This window comes from uncultured Roseibium sp., from assembly GCF_947494555.1.
GTDB lineage: Bacteria > Pseudomonadota > Alphaproteobacteria > Rhizobiales > Stappiaceae > Roseibium.
On the sequence record NZ_CANLVF010000004.1, the window covers coordinates 596,427 to 616,086 of the forward strand.

General features: G+C 56.7%; 17 protein-coding genes. 9 read left to right on the top strand and 8 right to left on the bottom strand.

Features of this window, described 5'->3' with window-relative positions; all coding sequences use genetic code 11:
- Window position 1 precedes the first annotated feature (1 nt).
- Window positions 2-1,555: an efflux transporter outer membrane subunit gene (locus Q0915_RS21785; RefSeq protein ID WP_299478719.1), complete on the top strand. Its 1,554-nt coding sequence runs from the start codon at window positions 2-4 to the stop codon at window positions 1,553-1,555.
- Between the two features lie 435 nt (window positions 1,556-1,990).
- Here Q0915_RS21785 and Q0915_RS21790 read toward each other — a convergent pair whose 3' ends face one another.
- Window positions 1,991-2,332: a hypothetical protein gene (locus Q0915_RS21790; protein ID WP_299478722.1), complete on the bottom strand. Its 342-nt coding sequence runs from the start codon at window positions 2,330-2,332 to the stop codon at window positions 1,991-1,993.
- A gap of 1,220 nt (window positions 2,333-3,552) precedes the next feature.
- Complete coding sequence (locus Q0915_RS21795) at window positions 3,553-4,158, bottom strand: TetR/AcrR family transcriptional regulator (RefSeq protein WP_299478725.1); 606 nt, start codon at window positions 4,156-4,158, stop codon at window positions 3,553-3,555.
- Window positions 4,159-4,338: 180 nt separating this feature from the next.
- Here Q0915_RS21795 and Q0915_RS21800 point away from each other — a divergent pair, with 180 nt between their 5' ends.
- On the top strand, window positions 4,339-4,800 hold the full coding sequence (locus Q0915_RS21800; RefSeq protein ID WP_299478728.1) for a (2Fe-2S)-binding protein: 462 nt from the start codon (window positions 4,339-4,341) through the stop codon (window positions 4,798-4,800).
- A 2-nt stretch (window positions 4,801-4,802) separates the two neighbouring features.
- Window positions 4,803-6,992, top strand: coding sequence for a molybdopterin cofactor-binding domain-containing protein (locus Q0915_RS21805; protein WP_299478731.1), 2,190 nt, complete (start codon window positions 4,803-4,805; stop codon window positions 6,990-6,992).
- A 104-nt stretch (window positions 6,993-7,096) separates the two neighbouring features.
- On the opposite strand, the gene Q0915_RS21810 is transcribed toward Q0915_RS21805, so the two are convergent.
- The 3 genes from Q0915_RS21810 to Q0915_RS21820 form a co-directional block, all read right to left on the bottom strand.
- Window positions 7,097-7,708, bottom strand: coding sequence for a cytochrome P460 family protein (locus tag Q0915_RS21810; protein WP_299478734.1), 612 nt, complete (start codon window positions 7,706-7,708; stop codon window positions 7,097-7,099).
- Window positions 7,709-7,945: 237 nt separating this feature from the next.
- Complete coding sequence (rlmN, locus tag Q0915_RS21815; protein ID WP_299479163.1) at window positions 7,946-9,169, bottom strand: 23S rRNA (adenine(2503)-C(2))-methyltransferase RlmN; 1,224 nt, start codon at window positions 9,167-9,169, stop codon at window positions 7,946-7,948.
- A 236-nt stretch (window positions 9,170-9,405) separates the two neighbouring features.
- Window positions 9,406-9,915: an invasion associated locus B family protein gene (locus tag Q0915_RS21820; protein ID WP_299478737.1), complete on the bottom strand. Its 510-nt coding sequence runs from the start codon at window positions 9,913-9,915 to the stop codon at window positions 9,406-9,408.
- Window positions 9,916-10,195: 280 nt separating this feature from the next.
- Between Q0915_RS21820 and Q0915_RS21825 the strand changes: the two genes are divergently transcribed.
- Window positions 10,196-10,762 carry a sigma-70 family RNA polymerase sigma factor gene (locus Q0915_RS21825; RefSeq protein WP_299478740.1) on the top strand — a complete coding sequence of 189 codons (567 nt, stop codon included), beginning with the start codon at window positions 10,196-10,198 and terminating at the stop codon, window positions 10,760-10,762.
- Window positions 10,763-10,928: 166 nt separating this feature from the next.
- A complete protein-coding gene (locus Q0915_RS21830; protein WP_299478743.1) occupies window positions 10,929-12,359 on the top strand; it encodes an MFS transporter in 1,431 nt (476 codons plus the stop codon).
- A 62-nt stretch (window positions 12,360-12,421) separates the two neighbouring features.
- Here the strand turns inward: Q0915_RS21830 and Q0915_RS21835 are convergent, their stop codons facing one another.
- Window positions 12,422-12,967 (bottom strand): RNA methyltransferase, encoded by a 546-nt coding sequence (locus Q0915_RS21835; RefSeq protein ID WP_299478746.1) that lies wholly within the window; start codon window positions 12,965-12,967, stop codon window positions 12,422-12,424.
- 198 nt (window positions 12,968-13,165) lie between these two features.
- Here Q0915_RS21835 and Q0915_RS21840 point away from each other — a divergent pair, with 198 nt between their 5' ends.
- Window positions 13,166-14,140, top strand: coding sequence for an NADPH:quinone oxidoreductase family protein (locus Q0915_RS21840; RefSeq protein WP_299478748.1), 975 nt, complete (start codon window positions 13,166-13,168; stop codon window positions 14,138-14,140).
- Between the two features lie 42 nt (window positions 14,141-14,182).
- Window positions 14,183-15,124 carry an aminotransferase class IV gene (locus Q0915_RS21845; RefSeq protein ID WP_299478751.1) on the top strand — a complete coding sequence of 314 codons (942 nt, stop codon included), beginning with the start codon at window positions 14,183-14,185 and terminating at the stop codon, window positions 15,122-15,124.
- Between the two features lie 13 nt (window positions 15,125-15,137).
- Here the strand turns inward: Q0915_RS21845 and xth are convergent, their stop codons facing one another.
- Entirely contained in the window at window positions 15,138-15,947 is an 810-nt protein-coding gene (gene xth, locus Q0915_RS21850; protein ID WP_299478754.1) for an exodeoxyribonuclease III, read from the bottom strand.
- A gap of 612 nt (window positions 15,948-16,559) precedes the next feature.
- On the opposite strand from xth, the gene Q0915_RS21855 reads away from it, so the two are divergent.
- Window positions 16,560-17,720: a porin gene (locus tag Q0915_RS21855; RefSeq protein ID WP_299478757.1), complete on the top strand. Its 1,161-nt coding sequence runs from the start codon at window positions 16,560-16,562 to the stop codon at window positions 17,718-17,720.
- A 140-nt stretch (window positions 17,721-17,860) separates the two neighbouring features.
- Here the strand turns inward: Q0915_RS21855 and Q0915_RS21860 are convergent, their stop codons facing one another.
- Window positions 17,861-18,421: a TetR/AcrR family transcriptional regulator gene (locus Q0915_RS21860; protein ID WP_299478760.1), complete on the bottom strand. Its 561-nt coding sequence runs from the start codon at window positions 18,419-18,421 to the stop codon at window positions 17,861-17,863.
- Window positions 18,422-18,884: 463 nt separating this feature from the next.
- Between Q0915_RS21860 and Q0915_RS21865 the strand changes: the two genes are divergently transcribed.
- Window positions 18,885-19,616 carry a GH25 family lysozyme gene (locus tag Q0915_RS21865; RefSeq protein WP_299478763.1) on the top strand — a complete coding sequence of 244 codons (732 nt, stop codon included), beginning with the start codon at window positions 18,885-18,887 and terminating at the stop codon, window positions 19,614-19,616.
- The last annotated feature ends 44 nt before the right edge of the window (window positions 19,617-19,660 follow it).

A 19,660-nucleotide genomic window follows, 5' to 3' on the forward strand; every position in this document is an offset into this window, starting at 1 on the left:
CATGCGGCGAACATCGGCACCTGGATTTGGACTGGCTCTTTGCGGCGCGCTTCTTCTGGGTGGCTGCATGGTCGGCCCCGATTTCGAACGGCCCGAAGCGCCTCGTTTGGACAGTTGGAGTTCGGGTGCCAACCTCCCGGTCGACAGCCGGACGGGATTTACCACTCGTAGCGCGAATTCTGTTCCCTGGTGGCACGTCTTCGGGGACGAGACGCTCAACAGCCTGATCGCCCAGGCCTACCGGCAGAACGTGGAACTGCAGGCAGCAGGCGTGCGGGTCTATCAGGCGCGCGCGCAGCTCGGTATCGCCCGTGGCGAGCTGTTTCCGCAGGTGCAGGAAATCAATGGCGGGTCGAAGAGCATCCGCTTCAGCGCGGAAGATCCCTTCATCCGGGATCTGGAGCGGGTCGGCCTGGTCAACGATCACATTACCCGGGTGTCCGCCGGGTTCGACGCCGGATGGGAAATCGATGTCTGGGGCAAGATCCGCCGGGACGTGCAATCGGCCGATGCCAATCTGAAGGCCAATATTGCTTCTTATGACGATGCCCTTGTCACCCTCACGGGCGATATTGCCGCGACTTATGTAACGGTCCGCGAACTTCAGCAGCTGGTTGCCGCGGCCCGGAAGAATGCCACACTTCAAAGAAAGTCGCTTGATCTCACCAAGCTGCGGCTGGAAAACGGAGCCGCCACCAAACTCGATGTGGACGAGGCCACCGTTCTTTACAACAACACGCTTGCCAGCATTCCCGGCTACGAAGCGGAACTGGCGCAGGCCTATAACGCGCTCAGCCTGCTGTTGAGCGAGCCGCCCGGCAAAATGAAATCGCGGTTGGGATCGAGGGCGCGCTATCCACGTGTTCCGGCGGAAGTCGCCATTGGCGTTCCCGCCGACCTTCTGCGCAGACGCCCGGATATTCGCTATGCGGAATATGTGGCCGCGGCGCAGTCGGCTCAGATCGGCGTTGCCAAGGCGGACCTTTATCCGGCGTTTTCGATATCCGGTGCGATTGGCGTCAGCGCGGACAACTTTTCTAATCTCTTCGGCAACGGGACGATGACCGGGTTTTTCAATCCGGCGTTTTCGTGGAATTTCCTGAACTACGGACGCATCCAGAACAATGTCCGCGTTCAGGACGCAAAATTCCAGGAAACTCTGCTGAACTACAAGAATACGGTGCTGACTGCCTATTCGGAGGTTGAAAACGCGCTCACAGCGTTTCTGCGCTCCAAGCAGGAGGCCGTTTATCTGCGCCGAAGTGTGGTTGCCGCGCGCAGTTCCGTCTCCGAGGTTGAGGCCCAGTATGAGGATGGCACGGCATCCTACAACCGGGTCGTCGACGCCCAGAAAAGCCTGTTGGTTGCCGAGGAGCGGCTTATTGCGGCGCAAGCAAATGTGCTCACCAACCTGATTGCTGTCTACAAGGGGCTCGGCGGGGGCTGGGTGCCGGAAAATGTCGACGGGCTGATCTCTGAAGAAACACGCCAGCAGATGGCGGAACGGACCCGCTGGGGCAAGCTTTTGGAAAAGCCGGTTGACGATGCCGGGTGACTAAGGCTTGGAACAACGTCCGGCTGCCCTTTTCTTTCAATCCTCATCCTGAGGAGGGTTGCAAACCCCACTCGAAGGATGGGTTACAAGTTCAGAGCGAGCGGCCCATCCTAATCTGTTTGCATTTTCGTATTGTTGTCTTGGGAGGGCTTATGGGCCCTCCTCAGGATGAGGTGGTGGTTTGGTAGGACATGTGTTTGCTGGCTTCGCCGCTAAGCCGCCAACCGTGGATTTTGTCATCCCGGACAGAGCGCATCGGAGATCCGGGAACCAGTACACCGCAGCCGCTATGACCTGTTTCTGCGGCCTGTGACTACTGGATCCCTGCCTTCGCAGGGATGACAAAAGGGGATGTGCGCAGTATCTCATACGAAGTTCATCTCGATGATTTCTGAAGGACTGGGCGGGGATTGATTGCCGGACGATGCGAGCCAGTCAGCTTGTCAGGCTGGACCTGAGTGAGCGTGCAAGTTCAGACAGTTTCTTGGTTTCCGTTTGAATGATTGGTGTCGGGATTGCTGCAATTTCAAGGTTTAGCGCAAAGTCTCTCCAGGCATTGAGCGTGTTTGCAAAATCCGGTGCGGACTTGCAGGCAGCCTCCTGTTCCTCAGTTCGTCCGGAAAAGCGGTGATGCGTAATGTACATGTCTATCGGGATCAGCAGATCCGCATCTGCTTCGTCAGTTGGGTTGTCCGGCTTTTCGTCTAATGACGACAGGAAACTTGCAGACAGGTAGTGTGAGTGTACGTGAAGTTCACCGTGTTCATCCCGCGACATGTTTTCCAACAGGGTAATGCGTGAAAGATTCCGCCAAGCGTGAAAACTTGTGCCACCAAAGAGCGTCAAGGTCAGACCCTCTCGGGAAAGTTCCAGACAGCTTTCTTGTGGCATGCCGCGCAGAAGACGGAAACAAATCCAATAAATGGCTGCGCCGATTGCCAAGTAAAACAGGAAGCCGAACTGGATATTGTCAAAAATGGCAAGAAGCAGAAAGCCTAGCAAAAAATACACAGCTGTTGGCAAACCCAGCGCCAAAAATCGCTGCTTTATGGGATCAGGTTTGAGGATGAGTGTTTCGGGAGTAAATTGAGAATCCATGCCGGTCCGGTCTTATTGGCGAGTTGCGAAGGCTGATTAACATGCAAAAGTGCGGGTTACCATCGCACATTGCGCCGGTGGTTAAGCTGGTCCGCGGTTGGGGGCAGTCTATTGGGGATCGCGTGGTCTTTTCAGGTCAATCAGCAGTCGTGTGTTCTCCTCATCTTGAGGAGGGTTGTAAGCCCGTCTCGAAGGACGCGTGGCAATTTCCAACATTGTAGCCCATCCTTCGAGACAGCACTGCGTGCCTCCTCAGGATGAGGTGGTGGGTGTTGCGGGACATGAGTTTGTTGGCTTCGCCACCAAGCCGCCGAATGTCAATTTTGCCGTCCCGGACGCAGCGCAGCGAAGATCCGGGATCCGGTACGCCGCCGCCGCTATGACCTGTTTCTGTGGCTTGCAATTACTGGATCCCCGCCTGTGCAGGGATGACAAGGGGGAGGTGCGCAGTCTCTCAATCGAATTGTTATCTCGTTTCTTTCTGAGGGAATGATCGCCGGACGATGCGCTGTCATTGGCCGGGGCTCAGGCCAGCTTTTGGATTTGACGATCGAGGATGCAGGGTGATTTCATCGTGTGGCAGCATTTAGCTGCCCTTTTCTTTCCCTCCTCCTCAGGATGAGGTGATAGGTGTCGCGGGACATGAGTTTGTTGGCTTCGCCGCTAAGCCGCCAACCGTGGATTTTGTCATCCCGGACGCAGCGAAGCGCAGATCCGGGAACCAGTACGCCGCAGCCGCTATGACCTGTTTCTGCGGCCTGTAATTACTGGATCCCTGCCTGCGCAGGGATGACAAGGGGGCAGTGTCTGCGAAGCAAAGGTGTTCGGATATTTCCGTTGGCCGTCTGTGGCAGCTGCCTGACCGACAGGAAATCGCGATTGGTCAGGAGTGCCGGGGGCTATTCTGATGCCGATGCAACACCGTATCTCGCCAGAAAAAGATCGACGCTTTCCTCGATGATTGTGCCGACTTCCTCGCGGCCAGGGACGCGGGCGGCGTAGATGTTGGGAAAGAATGCGCGGGACTTGATCAGGCCGAGGAACTGTTCTGCGGCGACCGACGGGTCGCCTGCCTTCAGCTTGCCTTCGCTAGTGGCGCGCTCGATGAATTCGGCAAAAACGACCAGCTTGGTCATACGCGCGTTCATGTCGGCGGCCAGTTCCGGGTCGCGAATGGTTTCGCTCATGATCATGCGCGCGAGGCTCATGAAACAGGGGTTGATCATCAGCTCGCCTTCTGCCCAACCCAGCCGGACGAGTGCGTCCCGAATGGGCAGTTCGGCGTCATACGGGAGTTCGAGTGCCGAGTTGATCTGGTCCGCAAGGCACTGGTTTATCGCCCGGAAAAGAACGTCCTTGCTTTCGAAGTGATTGTAGACTGTCCGCTTGGAAACCTGCGCGCGCTCGGAGATGCGGTCCATGCTCGCGCCAGCATAGCCTTTCTCCTGAAATTCCGCGATTGCAGCTTCTACTATCTGCTTTCTCTTCTGATCGGATACGGACATTTTCTGCTCAATTCGGCCCCTGTTGCATGTTGCGTTTCTTTTGCGTCCCCCAGTTCTTTTTTCCCAAAAAATACGCCCTATGTAAACTATGGCGTTTACAGACGCGGAAGTCGGTATTACACTGCACAGTGTAGTTTACACCCTTTAGCCAGTTAAGGCCAGCCAAGGGAGACGCCCTTCATGTCAATAACACTCAAAATCAACGGGGAAACGCGCACGCTTGATGCCGACCCCGAAAGCCCGCTGCTATGGGCCCTGCGCGACGAACTCGGAATGACGGGAACGAAGTTCGGTTGTGGCATAGCCTCCTGCGGCGCCTGTACGGTCCATTGGGACGGTGTCCCGATCCGATCCTGCCAGACATTCGTCGGAGACCTCGAAGGTGCTGAAATCACCACGATCGAAGGTGTCGACGGCAAGGCGGCAACAGCTGTTCAGGCCGCCTGGAACGAATTGGATGTGCCGCAATGCGGTTATTGCCAGTCCGGACAGATCATGGCGGCGACGGCTCTGCTCAGCGAAACGCCAAAACCGACTGACGAAGATATCGACGCAGCCATGGACGGAAACGTTTGCCGGTGTGCAACTTACGCCCGTATCCGCAAGGCAATCCACCTTGCTGCCGACAAGATGGAGGGTTGATCATGTTGCATCTGCTGCAAAAGCCGCTTGAGGCGGCCAAACCGACCCGCCGTACCTTCCTGAAGATATCCGCGGGTACCGTCGGCGGGCTTGTGCTCGCGATGAACCTGCCGCGCGGCGCAGAAGCTGCCGCAGGCGACGGCGAGCTGATCCAGCCGTTCGTGCATATCCGCCCCGACAATACGGTTGTGGTGCTGTCAAAGCATCTGGACAAGGGACAGGGGACGGCAACGGGTCTCACGACGCTGGTTGCCGATGAACTCGACGCGTCCTGGGAGCAGGTATCTGCCGAACACGCCCCATCCAACCCGCAGGTTTATGCCAATACCCTGTTCGGTGTTCAGGGTACCGGTGGCTCCACTGCCATGGCCAACTCCTTCATGCAGTACCGGCAGGCCGGCGCTGCCGCGAAGGCGATGATCGTTGCCGCGGCCGCTCAGGAATGGGGCGTACCGGCGGAAGAGATCACGGTCTCGAACGGCGTTGTCAGCCACTCATCCGGTCAATCGGCAACTCTTGGCGACCTGGCCGGCCTCGCCGCTCAGCAGGATGTTCCGGCAGAACCGACGCTGAAAACGCCCGATCAGTGGGTCTATATCGGCAAGTCGTTCCCCCGTGTTGACGTCAAGAACAAGACCGTCGGTGCACCCGGCACCTACACGATGGATTTCCAGAGAGACGATCTCCTGGTTGCCGTCGTTGCCCGCTCACCGCGTTTCGGCGGCAAGCTGAAATCCTTCGATGCCGCAGAAGCAATGAAGGTGCCTGGTGTCGTCAACGTGCTGCAGATCCCGAACGGTGTCGCGGTCGTCGCCGCCTCCACCTGGCCGGCGATCAAGGCGCGGGATCTTCTTGAAATCGAATGGGACGACAGCGAAGCGGAAACCCGGTCCAGCGATGCCATGATGGCCGAGCTCAAAGACATGACCGGCAAACCGGGCGTTAAGGTTCGCGAAGACGGCGATGTCGACGCGGCGCTTGAAGCCTCCGATCGTGTCATCGAGGCCGATTTCGAGTTTCCGTTCCTGGCCCATGGTGCCATGGAACCGCTCGATGCGGCTCTGCTCTACGATGGCGAAACGGCTGAGCTCTGGCTCGGTTCGCAGATCCAGACGATCGATCACAACGTCGCTGCGACGATCCTCGAGGTTCCCTTCGAGAAGGTCAAGATCAACACGATGTGGGCCGGCGGATCCTTCGGCAGGCGGGCACAAGCGGACAGTCATCCGGTCGCTGAAGTTGCTTTCCTGGCGAAGGCGATGCTGGCGGCGGGGATGGATCCTGCGCCGATAAAGATCGTGTGGACCCGCGAAGACGACATGGCCGGCGGTTACTACCGTCCGATGTCGGCGCACAAGATCAAGGTTGGTCTTGATGCCGACAACAGTGTCACCGCGTTCAAGTACAACATTGCGGCCAAGTCGATCGTCAAGGGCACGCCTTTTGAAGCCATGCTTATGAAGGACGGTGTCGATCACAACATGACGGAAGGCGCCCACGACACGACATATGCGTTCCCGCTCATGAACATGGACCAGTCCTTCCAGGAAACGAAGGTACCGGTTCTGTGGTGGCGTTCGGTGGGACACACCCACACGGCGTATGTGATGGAGACCATGGTCGACCGCATCGCCAAGGAAGCCGGCAAGGATCCGGTCGCCTATCGTCTTGAGATGATCAAGGACGACCCGAGAAAGGTCGAGGTGCTGAAACTGGCGGCTGAAAAGGCCGGCTGGGACACGCCAGCACCTGAAGGACGGCATCGCGGTGTTGCCGTACACAAGTCCTTCGGTTCCTACGTTGCAGAGGTTGCGGAAATCTCCTTCCGCGACGATGGCACTGTGAAGGTCGAGAAAGTGGTTGCTGCCGTCGATTGCGGCACACCGATCAACCCGGACAACATCCGGGCCCAGGTCGAAGGCGGCATCGGGTACGGTCTCGGTGCAATCCTGCGCAACCAGGTGACACTTGCAGATGGTGTCGTTGAAGAGACCAACTTCGATACCTACGAGCCGATCCGCATATCGGACATGCCGGAAATCGAGGTCCATATCGTTGCTTCGAACGAAGCACCGACAGGTATCGGCGAGCCTGGTACACCTCCGATCGGTCCGGCAGTCGCCAATGCCATCGCGGCAGCGAAAGACGATTGGGTCACCAACCTGCCGCTAACCAAGGCAGGTCTTGTCTGATCGGCCCGGATCTGAAAACGAAAGGCCGCCTCCGGGCGGCCTTTTTTCTGGTGCGAACCGTGCTCATGGTGTTCGCACTATTGTCGCGTCGACACAGTCGGAGATTACTCCTGAACCCGGTACCCTTCCGGAACATAGAAGGTAAAATCCCGATCCTCGACCGCAAGATGACATTCGTGGCAATAGGTCATGAGCTGCGGATTGTCGCCTGTTGTATCACCCACGATGGAGCCATCCGGGATCACCATGAAATAGCGCCAGTCGGCGGTCTCCGGACTTGTTCCTTCGGCGAGCTTTTCCATTCCGAACATGGCACCCGGGAAGATGCGGCCGTCTCCCGTCACCGTAATGCTGTCCTTAGCAAGCACGGATCCGACCGGTAATTTCTCGCCTGCCTTCAGGATCGCGTAATTGACTGCAATCGCGTTGGCATAGTTGTTGACGTAGCGCTGGCCGTGAGTGGCCGAAACATAAGGCGCGTCATTGAACAGCTTCCAGGACTGATATCCCTCGATCTCCGGCAGATCCGCGATGGCGTAAAGGTCGCCCATTCTGCTCTTGAGATCGTCGTAGATCTTCCGGGCGTCTTCCTTGCTGAGGTCCGCTGGATCTTCAATCGCAATGTGACTGTCGAACGATTGGGTCTGTGCAAAGGCGTCCACGAGAACGCCTGAAAGGATAAGCAGGACAATGAGTATCAAAATCTGTTTGCTCATAATGCACTGTCTCCCAAAGTTACGCTTTGGCGAGCCCCTCCCCAGAAACGTGTCCATTCCTTAAAATAATACAACCCCTGCCTCTTTCCATGACGAACTGTTTCAGCTTCACCCGGTTGTGTGCAGGCTTGATCGCCGCGCCCGGGAAAGCCGGCGTTTTCACAGTCAATTTCCGTGACGCCAGCGGGCAAATGCAAAAATCATTCGATTGAAACTGCAAAGCGCAAAAAAGTGAGGTCAGGAAGCGGCTATTGCCTCGCGGTCCTTCTTGCGCATGCGCTCGGACGCCGACTTGAGCTGGCCGCAAGCGGCAAAAATGTCTCGTCCGCGGGGCGTGCGGATGGGCGAGGCATATCCGGCGCGATTGACGATGTCGGCAAATTCCTCAATCCGTTCCCAGTCGGAGCACTCATATTGCGATCCCGGCCAGGGATTGAACGGGATCAGGTTGATCTTGGCGGGAATGCCCTTGAGCAGACGCACAAGATCCAGCGCATCCTGATTGCTGTCGTTCACGTCCTTCAGCATCACATATTCGAATGTAATCCGTTTGGCGTTGGAAAGGCCCGGATACTGACGGCATGCGGCAAGAAGCGCCTCTGTGTTCCATTTCTTGTTGATCGGAACCAGCACGTCCCGCAGATCGTCACGGACCGCATGCAGCGAGATTGCGAGCATGCAACCGATTTCGTCACCTGTGCGGAATATTTCGGGCACGACACCCGATGTCGACAGGGTTATGCGTCGCTTGGAAAGCGAGAGGCCGTCTCCATCGGAGGCGATCAGAAGTGCTTTTTTGACATTCTCGAAGTTGTAGAGCGGCTCTCCCATGCCCATCATCACGATGTTGGAGACAAGGCGCCCTTCGGACGGAACGATCGCGCCTTGGGGGGTCGCGGCGTCGGGAAAATCGCCCAGCCTGTCACGTGCCATGAGAATCTGGGACAGAATTTCTTCGGCTGTGAGGTTCCGCACCAGCTTTTGCGTGCCGGTGTGGCAGAAGGTGCAGGTCAGTGTGCACCCGACCTGCGAAGATACACAGAGTGTTCCTCGGCCTTCCTCGGGAATGTAGACCGTTTCGACTTCAACGGGACGACCGGCTCCGCGCGGCGGAAAGCGGAACAGCCATTTTCGCGTGCCGTCGACCGAAATCTGTTCGGACACGATTTCCGGCCGGGCGATTGTGAAGGCTTCATCGAGCTTTGCGCGCAGATCCTTGGCGATATTGGTCATCTGCGAGAAATCTGAAACGCCGCGCACATAGAGCCAGTGCCAGAGCTGCGAGGCACGCATACGCCACTGTTTCTCGGGAACACCGATCGTTCCGAGCGCTTCGCCCAGTTCCTGGCGGGAAAATCCGACCAGCGTCGGCTTGTCATCTGCGGAAAGGGATGCAGCCGCAGCGGCTGTAACTGTTGGCGCGTTGGGATTGTCCCGCGCGATGTCGAGTGTTGTCGCCATGTCGTGATCCGTCTCGTGTCCGGCTCTCGTCAACGTGTCGATATCTGGTGACACGGCTGCCGGATCGCCCACCGCGGCAGGCTTAAACTCAAGCGGTTCCAAAACCACAGATTGGCTGAAAAATCAAGCTATGGCGCGCATTGGAGGCATGCCTGTGCAGCATGGGACGGACATACGACAAGACACCCGGCCAGGAAATACCTGGCCGGGCAATTCAGTCCGCTTAACAAAACCCGTTAGCGGCAGGCCTGCAGAGCCGTGTCGATGGCAGCCGTGACGCCGGACAGCGAGAACTTGTAGGTCGTCCGGGTGCCGCGGCTGGATTCGCCATTGACCGTCATTTCCCGGCCGGCCTTCATGGCGGCAACCAGTTGTGCCTCGGTCGCCGCGTTTTCGACCCACGCTCCGTCATTGTTCGTGAAAAGCGCAAAGTCCTTGCCGTCCACGTTGACCGATACGGAAGACTTGTCCTTGAACGGATACCCGACCTGAAGGCTCGGTTCGGACGAGACGTTTTCAGCAGGCCGGGACGTCACGAAAAAGAACACGTCCCCATGATTCCGGTCTCCCGGCAACATTGTCGTGGGTTTCGTCAGAGCATAGCAGACCTTGCCGCCACCGCTCGGGGAAGTATACGCCGCCCAATCCTTGTGCTGCTTCAGAAGCGTCGGGGTTTGTGCGAAAGCTGCTGCACTCGAAACGGCTAGACCTGCGAGGGCCAGTACCAGCGATTTTGCTTTCATCATCTCCACACCATTTGGCTATGAGTTTTCGTCAAATTTGATGCAATTGCCGTCTGTCTTATAAACCTTGCTTTAATGATAACTTAAAGCGGGTTACGAAAGGGTTGAAGCCTTGACGAGGCAATTCCGGGTTTCTGACGTTTCTGCTGATTAATCTTTTTTGTGTTCCTGTATTGGCTCTTGCGGTTAATCGCGGCGACAGTGTGGCAGAAAGTCTTGAACCCTCTTTCGAAATGTTTCGAACCTGCTAAAGAATAGGGTCGGACAGGGAGTAAGACGGCTTTTGGTGCAGGCGCAGTATTTTTCAGATCTGATCGTCAGGGTCGCGGTTGACCGCGACAAGGCTGCATTTGTTGAATTGTTTGATCATTTTGCTCCACGGCTGAAGGGGTACTTGATGAAACAGGGTGCCGATGCAGCCATTGCGGAGGAAATCGCGCAGGATGTCATGGTGACGCTCTGGCGCAAGGCAGACCTTTTCGATCCCAAAAAGTCCTCGGCAAGCACATGGCTCTTCCGAGTCGCCCGCAACCGGCGTATCGACCGCCTGCGGCGACAAAAGACCGCAGAGCTGGATCCGGAAGAACCGGCCCTGCAGCCGTCGGCTCTGCCCGACGTCTCGGAGGAAATGGATGCGCGGCTTCGCGAGGAACGCGTGCGTGTTGCGCTTGCCAAGCTTCCCGACGAACAGATGGAAGTGGTCCGGCTGGCTTTCTTTCTGGGGCAGTCTCACAGTGAAATCTCCGAGGCTACCGGACTGCCGCTTGGAACCGTGAAATCCCGGATCCGCCTTGCCTTTGGCCGGCTTCGCCAGTTGATCGAAGCTGACGAGGCGGTCGACGTCGACTAGCCAAGGCTACGATCTGGCCGATTTCCGCACGAGGGCTATGTCTCCAGTCCGCGCGGTGATGCCCGAAAAAAAAGTTTTCGACACCGGATTGACCTCAACTTAGGTTGAGGCCGTACAAGGCGCGACGTTGAATTTCACCAACGTCGAACCGTGGAGACAAACACGCATGACAGCAACGTTCGAACGGCCCGAAGACGCCCGCTGGAGCGATATTCTCTGGGGAGCGCACGCGCCGGTATCTGCTGTATTGGCAGGCGGCATCATCCTGCACGCGATCAATATCAACATCTCGGCGACGATGCTGCCGTCCATCGTTTCGGAAATCGGTGGCCAGGGACTTTACGCCTGGAACGCAACCCTGTTTACGCTGGCGGCCATTTTGAGCGCTGCCGTCACGGGCAAGATCCTGAACAGGCTGGGTGCGAAGATTTCTTTTGCTGTCTCAGGCTTGGTCTTTGCGCTTGGCAGCCTGATCACCGCAGCCGCGCCGGACATGCCGATAATGCTCGTCGGCAGATCCGTTCAGGGTACGGGCGGCGGAATGATGTTTACGCTGTGCTATGCGATGATTGTGTTCGCCTATCCGGAAAGGCTCTGGTCGCGTGCGGTGGCCCTGTTGTCGGGCACATGGGGCATTGCAATGCTGTTCGGGCCGGCGGTCGGCGGGGTTTTTGCCGAATACGACATCTGGCGGGGGGGATTTGCCTCACTCATTCCCGTGACTGCGGTTTATACGCTGATTGCCTGGAGACTCCTGCCTGCCGCCGGTGACGCGTTGCCACCGGCAGCACCGATTGCCATTGTCCAGCTATTGCTGCTTGCGGGCGCTGTTCTTGCGGTCTCCATCGGTTCGCTGTCGGCATCTCCGTTGGGTGCAGGCAGCGGTGTGGTTGTGTCCGTCATCTTCATTCTGATTCTGATGCACCGGGAAAATACAGCACGGCTGCGCCTGTTTCCCAAAGGCGCAATGCTGCCCGGATCGACGCTCTTCCTGTCTTTCGCGGTGATGTCTCTCCTGATCTTTTGCGTCAATGCGGAGTTTTTCATGCCGTTTTATCTGCAGCGGCTCCACGGACTGTCGCCGCTGCTTGCGGGCTATATTGCGGCCCTGGTGTCTATCGGCTGGTCCTCGGCCGAGGTCTACTCGGCGCAATTCACGGGGCGTGTCATGCACCGGGTTGTTCTCGCGGGTCCGTTCGTCATGCTCGCTGGGACCCTTGTTCTGGCGATAACAACGCCGATGTATGGAGCTGCGGGGCCACTGCTTTCGACTGTTCTGTCGCTGGCACTCATTCTGCTCGGAGCCGGCATCGGTCTGAGCTGGCCTCATCTCAACACGTTTGCCCTGCAATTCACCGACATGTCGGAAAAGGAAAACGCGGCATCCGCTCTTTCCACAATCCAGATGTTTGCCGTCTCATTCGGAACGGCGGTCGCAGGCCTCGTTGCCAATATGACCGGTTTCAACACGATCAACGACCCTGAAGCCACCGCGAATTCTTCGGTCTGGTTGTTCGCAACCTTCGCTGCGATGGCCGTCATGGCGATTTTCACAAGCCGGTTGCTTGTCAACGTGCTGAAAAAGACTGCGCCCTGATCGGAGCAGTCTCGTCATTTCAAAGGTATATGTGCCGGCTCGGGAGGTGCGGACTGCAGCTGTCAGGTGCCCGGAACCTTCCGCCCCGTGCGCATGACAGGGCCGCCACTGACATGTTTTGCCGGCTCTGTTTTCGGGGCGCCTGCGGTGATCGACCGGTCTGCATACCGGCCAATGGCGCGGTGCCTGTCATACATGACGATTGCACCGGCCATGGCCACGTTGATGCAGAATTTTGTGGGGATCTTGACCACATGATCGCACCGTTCCAGCATCTGCGGTGACAACGAACCACGCTCCGGTCCGAGCACATATGCGGCCTGAAGCGGGTGGCCGAAACTCGGCAGGTCAATCGAGTCGTCCGTCAGTTCGATGCCGACCAGCTGGCAGCCGCGTGGGAGATCCATGGTATCAACGCTGTCCCAGGTAAAGACCGGCAGGTGGCCCGGGCTTTTTGACGTATCGGAGGGCGGTGCCTTGCGGATTTTATGATCCGCATCGACGGTAAAGAAAAAACTCGCTCCGAAAGCGTGTGCCGAGCGCATGAGCGTCCCGAGATTCATACGTTTCGAAAGACCTTCCGCTCCGACTGCAAAATATCCACGCATTGTCAATTCCGTTATGTTGTACCGGCCGCGTCATACCCCAAACCTTCCGGTATTTGAACCTGCCGGTCTTGTTTGCATTTGAGCGGGACTTATCCGGAAAGCGTATATGTGGGACCAGGGAGACTTGATATCGTGTGCCTGTTTCCGGTGTGGCCGACCACGCGGGGCTTCCGTTTTTAGCGCAAGTATGAGGTTCCTTTGAAAGCCTGTCTTTGCAAGTCCTTCGGGCCGCCGTCAGATCTGGTGATCGAGCATATCGAAGAGCCGACTGCCGGCCCGGGTGAAGCGGTCGTCCGGGTTGAAGCCTGCGCGCTCAATTTTTTCGACACGCTGATCATTCAGGGAAAATATCAGTTCAAGCCCGATTTTCCGTTTTCGCCGAGCGCTGAATTTGCAGGGGTCGTTGAAACGGTCGGAACCGGTGTCGGCGACGTGGCTGTCGGTGACAGGGTCATGGGCTACATGAAATGGGGGGCAGCGCGCCAGAAAGTTCTGAGCCGTTCGGAAGATCTTGTCAGGATCCCGGACGGGGTTTCTTTCGATGTGGCGGCCGGGCTGGCGGTCACCTATGGGACGACTTTACATGCCTATCAGGACCGGGCGGCTCTGAGGGCGGGTGAAACTGTTGCGGTTCTGGGAGCATCCGGAGGCGTCGGGCAGGCCGCGGTCGAGATTGCCTCGATCATGGGAGCTAAGGTGATCGCCTGCGCATCCTCTGAGGACAAACTCGAGTTTGCCCGTTCGCTAGGGGCCGAGCTGACGATCGATTATTCGAAGGAAGCTCTCAAGCAACGGCTCAAGGAACTGACCGGTGGCACGGGAGTGGATGTCGTTTACGATCCAGTCGGCGGAGATCACAGTGAGCAGGCGCTGCGTGCCACGAGCTGGGAAGGACGCTTTCTGGTGATCGGTTTTGCCGCCGGTGACATCCCGAAGATCCCCCTTAATATCGTCATGCTCAAAGGATGCGATGTTTTGGGTGTCTTCTGGGGAGCTGCGGTCGAGCGCGATCCGGCCGGTCACCGGCGGAACATGGCGCAGCTTCTCAACTGGGTGGAAGAAGGCAAGCTGAAACCGCATATTCACGCGGTCTATCCGCTTGAAGAAATCGCAGTGGCACTGGAGGAAATCGCCGCGCGCAAGGTGCGGGGGAAAGTGATCCTTCGGCCTTGAAAACCCGCGGTGCAGCCGGGTCAAACCTAAGCTGGTGACAAAATGACACAGTCAAACGAAGACGTTGCCGACAGCCGGCATTCTGACCTGGCGTCGGGTGCGGCCTGGATGCGGGGCGAGATCATGCCGATCACGCAAGCGTCGATCCCGGTGAATGACTGGGGGTTGATCCACTCTGACATCACCTATGACGTGGTTCCTGTCTGGGAAGGGGCGTTCTTCAGGCTAAAGCACTATCTGAGCCGTTTTTTTCGTTCCATGAACACGCTGCACCTCGATCCCGGGGTGACTGAGAGTGATGTCGAATCGGTACTTCATGAACTCGTTTCGGCAACCGGGCTGAGACGAGCCTATGTTGCTATGGTGACGAGCCGAGGGGTCAATATGGTTCCGGGATCGCGCGATCCGCGGGATTGCCGGAACCACTTCTTTGCGTGGTGCGTTCCCTACATTCATGTCATCCGGCCTGATCTTGCGAGGTCCGGTGCGTCGATCCACGTTGCAAGGACCGTCACGCGCATACCTGAGGCGAGTGTCGACCCCAGGGTGAAGAACTACCATTGGGGCGATTTCACGAAGGGCCTCTTTGAAGCGAAAGATGCCGGTGCGGAGACAGTCATGCTGCTCGACAGCGATGGCAACGTGACAGAGGGCCCGGGTTTCAATGTTTTTGCCGTGAAGGACAATCGCCTCATTACACCCGATGCCGGTGTGCTTGAGGGCATCAGCCGTCAAACGGTTCTTGAGATCGGCCGCGAGCTTGGTTTGACAACCGACATCAGGTCACTGCCGCTCGAAGAGTTGTTTCAAAGCGACGAAGTTCTGATCACGACCTCCGGTGGAGGCGTTGCGCCGATCACGAAAGTCGACGACCGGGTCTTTTCCAACGGGGCGCCCGGTGAAGTCACGATGTCGATTCAAAAACGGTATTTTGAATGGGCAACCATGCCGGAACACCGGATTGAAATCGACTACGATTTGTAAGTGGCCGCGGTGATCACGCTTCGAAAACGGCAACCACAGGCGCATGATCGGAGGGTTTCTCCCATCCGCGCGCTTCACGCAGGACCGTTGTGCTCTTGACGCAAGGCGCTAACGGCTCGGAAACCCAGACATGGTCCAGACGGCGGCCTTTGTCGGCCTTCGACCAGTCTTTCGCGCGGTAGCTCCACCACGTATACAGTTTTTCGTCCATCGGCGTGAATTGGCGCATGGCGTCGAGCCAGCCTCCGCTTTCGCGAAGGTTTTCGAACAGTTCAGTCTCGACCGGCGTGTGTGAAACGACTTTCAATAGCTGTTTGTGTGACCAGACATCGTGTTCATAAGGAGCAACGTTGAGGTCACCGACCAGGACAGCCGGACGTTCTGTTTCCGAACCCTTCAGCCAATCCTGCATCTCCTTCAAAAAGTCGAGCTTGTGACCGAATTTTGGGTTCACCTCGCGATCCGGCTCGTCGCCTCCTGCGGGAACGTAGAAGTTATGTATGCGTATGCTGGACCCGTTGAAAGGGATGTCGACGGCCACATGACGGCTGTCGCCGACGTTGCAGAAGTCGCGTTTTTCAACGTTGGTCAGGGGCAAGCGGGACAAGGTCGCGACACCGTGATAGCCCTTTTGTCCGTTGACGGCGATCTGATCGTATCCTGCCTTGCGGAAGGCATTTTCCGGGAAATTCGCGTCCGGGCATTTGGTCTCCTGCAAGCAGATGACGTCCGGAGAAATCTCGTCTATGAGTTGCTCGACGATCGGCATGCGCAGACGCACGGAATTGATGTTCCAGGTTACAAGCTTCAGCCGATTGTTCATTTATGCCTTGCCGGAAAAATTGCAGTCCGGACAGTCATATAGATTCGACTGTCAAGCGCAACACGTTTCAATTGCGTCACCGCTGCGCAAACGCGTGCACTGTCTTGGAAGGGCGAGGGACACCGTTCTGGTGATTGCTGATCCGCTGCTTGCCTGATCGCGCATAAGTGAAGTTTGTACAAATAGACGAAATGACAATTTGACATTTTTGTTATTTGAGTCCATTTTGCATTTGCGAGATGATGCGCTCCTGAGGTTGTGGTGGATCACGCCTCCAAAAACACACCAAGATAAATTCAAAAACAGAATAGATTTTGAAAAGTAAAACTCTGCACCAAGAAATTGGTTCGGAGTTTCTTGTGTTGACGTAAAAACTCAAATTAATCCTTTGTTATCAATGTGTTGCAAAAATACGACGCGCTAACGCAATCTGATTTTCGGTGATCGTTTGGACTTGAGATGCGGAATGAAAAGTGGTTGTTCAGAGTTAAGCAAGTGCGGTAGGCGACTCGGCTCTTGACGTGCGGGGGCATCGACGTGAACTTTTGTTTCTCGCTCGGGATGCGTCACATTTGCTTATTTGCTTGCGACTGAAATAACTTGGAGATTACTATGAAACTTAAAGGCTTGATGCTCGGCGTGGCAGCTGCTGCTACCGCTACCACCGCTCAGGCAGCCGATCTTCCGGTTGCTCCGGAGCCGGTTGACTACGTTCGCGTCTGTGACGCTTACGGCTCTCGCTTCTACTACATCCCGGGCACAGAAACCTGCCTGCGCGTTGGTGGCCGTCTGCGTACGCAGTTCATCGTCAACAACGTTCTGGACGATGGCCCCTGGGGCAACCGTGATCAGGATGGCTACTCCTGGCTGACACGCGGCTACGCTTACCTCGATGCGCGTACGGCAACCGAATTCGGCACCCTGCGTGCTTATGTTGCTCTGCGCATGGACATCACCAACGGTGAATCTGGCCAGAAGCTTGATGCCGGTTACATCCAGTGGGGCGGCCTGACAGCTGGTTACCTCGGATCTAACTTCAACATCTACACCGGTCAGGCATTTGTCGGTGTTGTCACTCGTGACTGGTCCGATGTAACCACGAACCAGATCGCTTACACCGCTGCTTTCGGCAACGGCTTCTCCGCAACTCTTGCTCTTGAAGACCGTTCCGACCGTGAAGTCGGCGCATATGGCGGCACACGTGCTCCTGACGTCGTTGCTGCTCTCGGCCTGTCCCAGGGCTGGGGTTCTGCACAGCTCTCCGGTGCTCTGCACCAGGTCTACCCGGACGTTGCCAACAACAACGCTACCGGCGGTGAAGACAACTACGGTTGGGCAATCGGCGCTGGTGTGAACGTCAACCTGCCGTTCGCCAACTCCGGTTCGAACCTCTACTTCCAGGGCTTCTACGCTGACGGCGCTCTGTCCTACATCGGTAACGGCATCACCGACGTAGCAGGTGTGTCCGACTACACCGGCGACGACACCAACAGCGGTTTCTCCGTATCTGCTGGTGTGTACATCCAGGCTACTCCGACCATCGGTCTGGCAGCTGACGGATCCTACGCACAGGTTGACATGGACCAGAATGCAGCCATCGGTGATGTTGACCGCTGGGCAATCGACGGTTCGGTACAGTGGGAGCCGGTCTCCGGCTTCGTCATGGGTGCTGACGTTGGTTACGCCAACACCAATGTTGACGGTATCAACGGTAACTCCGGCACCGATACCGACGAACTCCTCTTCGGTGTTCGTATGCAGCGCACTTTCTAACCGAAAGGTTAGTTAGCTGACTGAGAAGTAATGACCTCCACTCAGTCAAGCGGCCCGGCAGGCTCCAATCTGCCGGGCCTCCCCTTTTTTGGGGCAAGGCAATCTCCAGAGTCTCTTGTCAAACGAAGCGAGGCCGGACGCTAGGCCTGCACGCTGTTTTCTAGCAATTTTCTGAGCGGAGCGTATGAGCGGTCAATCTGCTCTTTTTCTTCGGTCTTTGTCCTGATCTGGTCGAATGACATCCTGATGAACTCGCACAGGTCATCGAAGTCGACACTTCCCAAGGCCAGCCTGTCCCGGAAGGGTTCCAGCACGCTCCCGATCGCTTGATTGCAAATGCGAACGATGTTTCTCTTCTTGTTCTTGTCGATGCCCTCCACAATCTGGAGGATCTCTTCGCCGTGCGGCATCTGCAACATCATTTCGCATGGCTTTGCGCTCAGGTGCCGGAATGCGACGTCCAGGCGTGCGCCCAGATCGTCCAGTTCCGAACATTCCTTGGATATGAGTCTCGCTGATTTACGCACGTGGTGCTCAACGGCGTCATAGATTAACTGCTCTTTACAATCATAGGCGTTGTAGAGAGTTTGCCGCGCCACCCCCGCGGCTGTTGCGATTTCGCTCATCGTCGTCTTTTTCACACCGTAGTGAGAGAAAAGTTGAAGAGCGGTCTCAACAATCTTTATTTCTCGTTCGTTCATAAATGCCCCTGGACTTTTTCGTCTCTTATGGCGTTTGTAGAATCCCGTACGATTTTAGTCTACATGAATGATAGTTAACTATCGTCGTTATTACCAAGGTCGCAAGAATTTCAACAACTTGAACTGTGCGCCGCCTGATAGGAAATGTGTACTACTAGGTGTAAGTCTATTGGGTGCACGCTCAGAATCGTCCGACACTTCAGAAGGACAGGCAAAACGAAACCGGTACTTGATCAAGAGTTACGTGCGAATCAGAAGGTCTTGCGGCGACCGACATTCGGAGAGACTGTAAGGTGGTGAGCTGAGAGGCTCTGTTCGGCGCAACGGTGCCAAGCAATCATCTTGGGTAAGAATTGAAGTTCACTTTTGCGTAAAAAGCGATTGGTCGTCCACGATCCGTTAGGGAATTGCGACCATTTTGAACATTGGCAGAAAGTGTTTGTTAACCTGTCGAGGACGCACCGTGCTTAAGCAGTTCAAGTCGTTTTGTACCGTTGCCGGACTGATCATTCTGAGCGCCTGCTCCGCGTATGATTTTCCGGACCCGACACCGGAGGACTACGCCGTTCACGGTATCGACATCTCCAGGTGGCAAGGCGATATCGACTGGAACGAGGTCAAACGGTCTGGCGTCGCGTTTGCGTGGATCAAGGCGACGGAGGGCGGCGATCACGTCGATCCGAGATTTGCGCAAAACTGGATAGCGGCACGCAAGGCAGGTGTGCCGCGCGGGGCGTATCATTTCTATTATTTCTGCCGCCCGGTCGAGGAGCAGATCTCCTGGGTCAAGGAAGTGGTTCCGCAGGATCCGGAAGCTATTCCGCTGGTATTGGATATGGAGTGGAATGCCCATTCCAAGACCTGCCAGCTTCGGCCTGAACGGTCGCAGATCGTGCGCGACATGAAAATATTCCTCGACGAAATGGAAAAGCACTACGGCAAACGACCGGTCATCTACTCTTCGGTGGATTTTCACCGGGACCGGCTGGTCGGCGCCCTGAAAGGTGAGCAATTCTGGCTTCGATCGGTGGCGACGCACCCCAAGAACATCTATGATCAGCGGGACGACTGGGTGTTCTGGCAGTATACGGCGGAAGGACGCATTCCCGGGATCAAGGGCGACGTCGATCGCAACGCATTTTTCGGAACACGGTCGCAATACCGCAGCTGGCTGAACGGTAATCTGAGGCGTTAACGCGGATCCTCTGGCCGAGGCCGCAGCGCAAGCCTGTAGCCTTG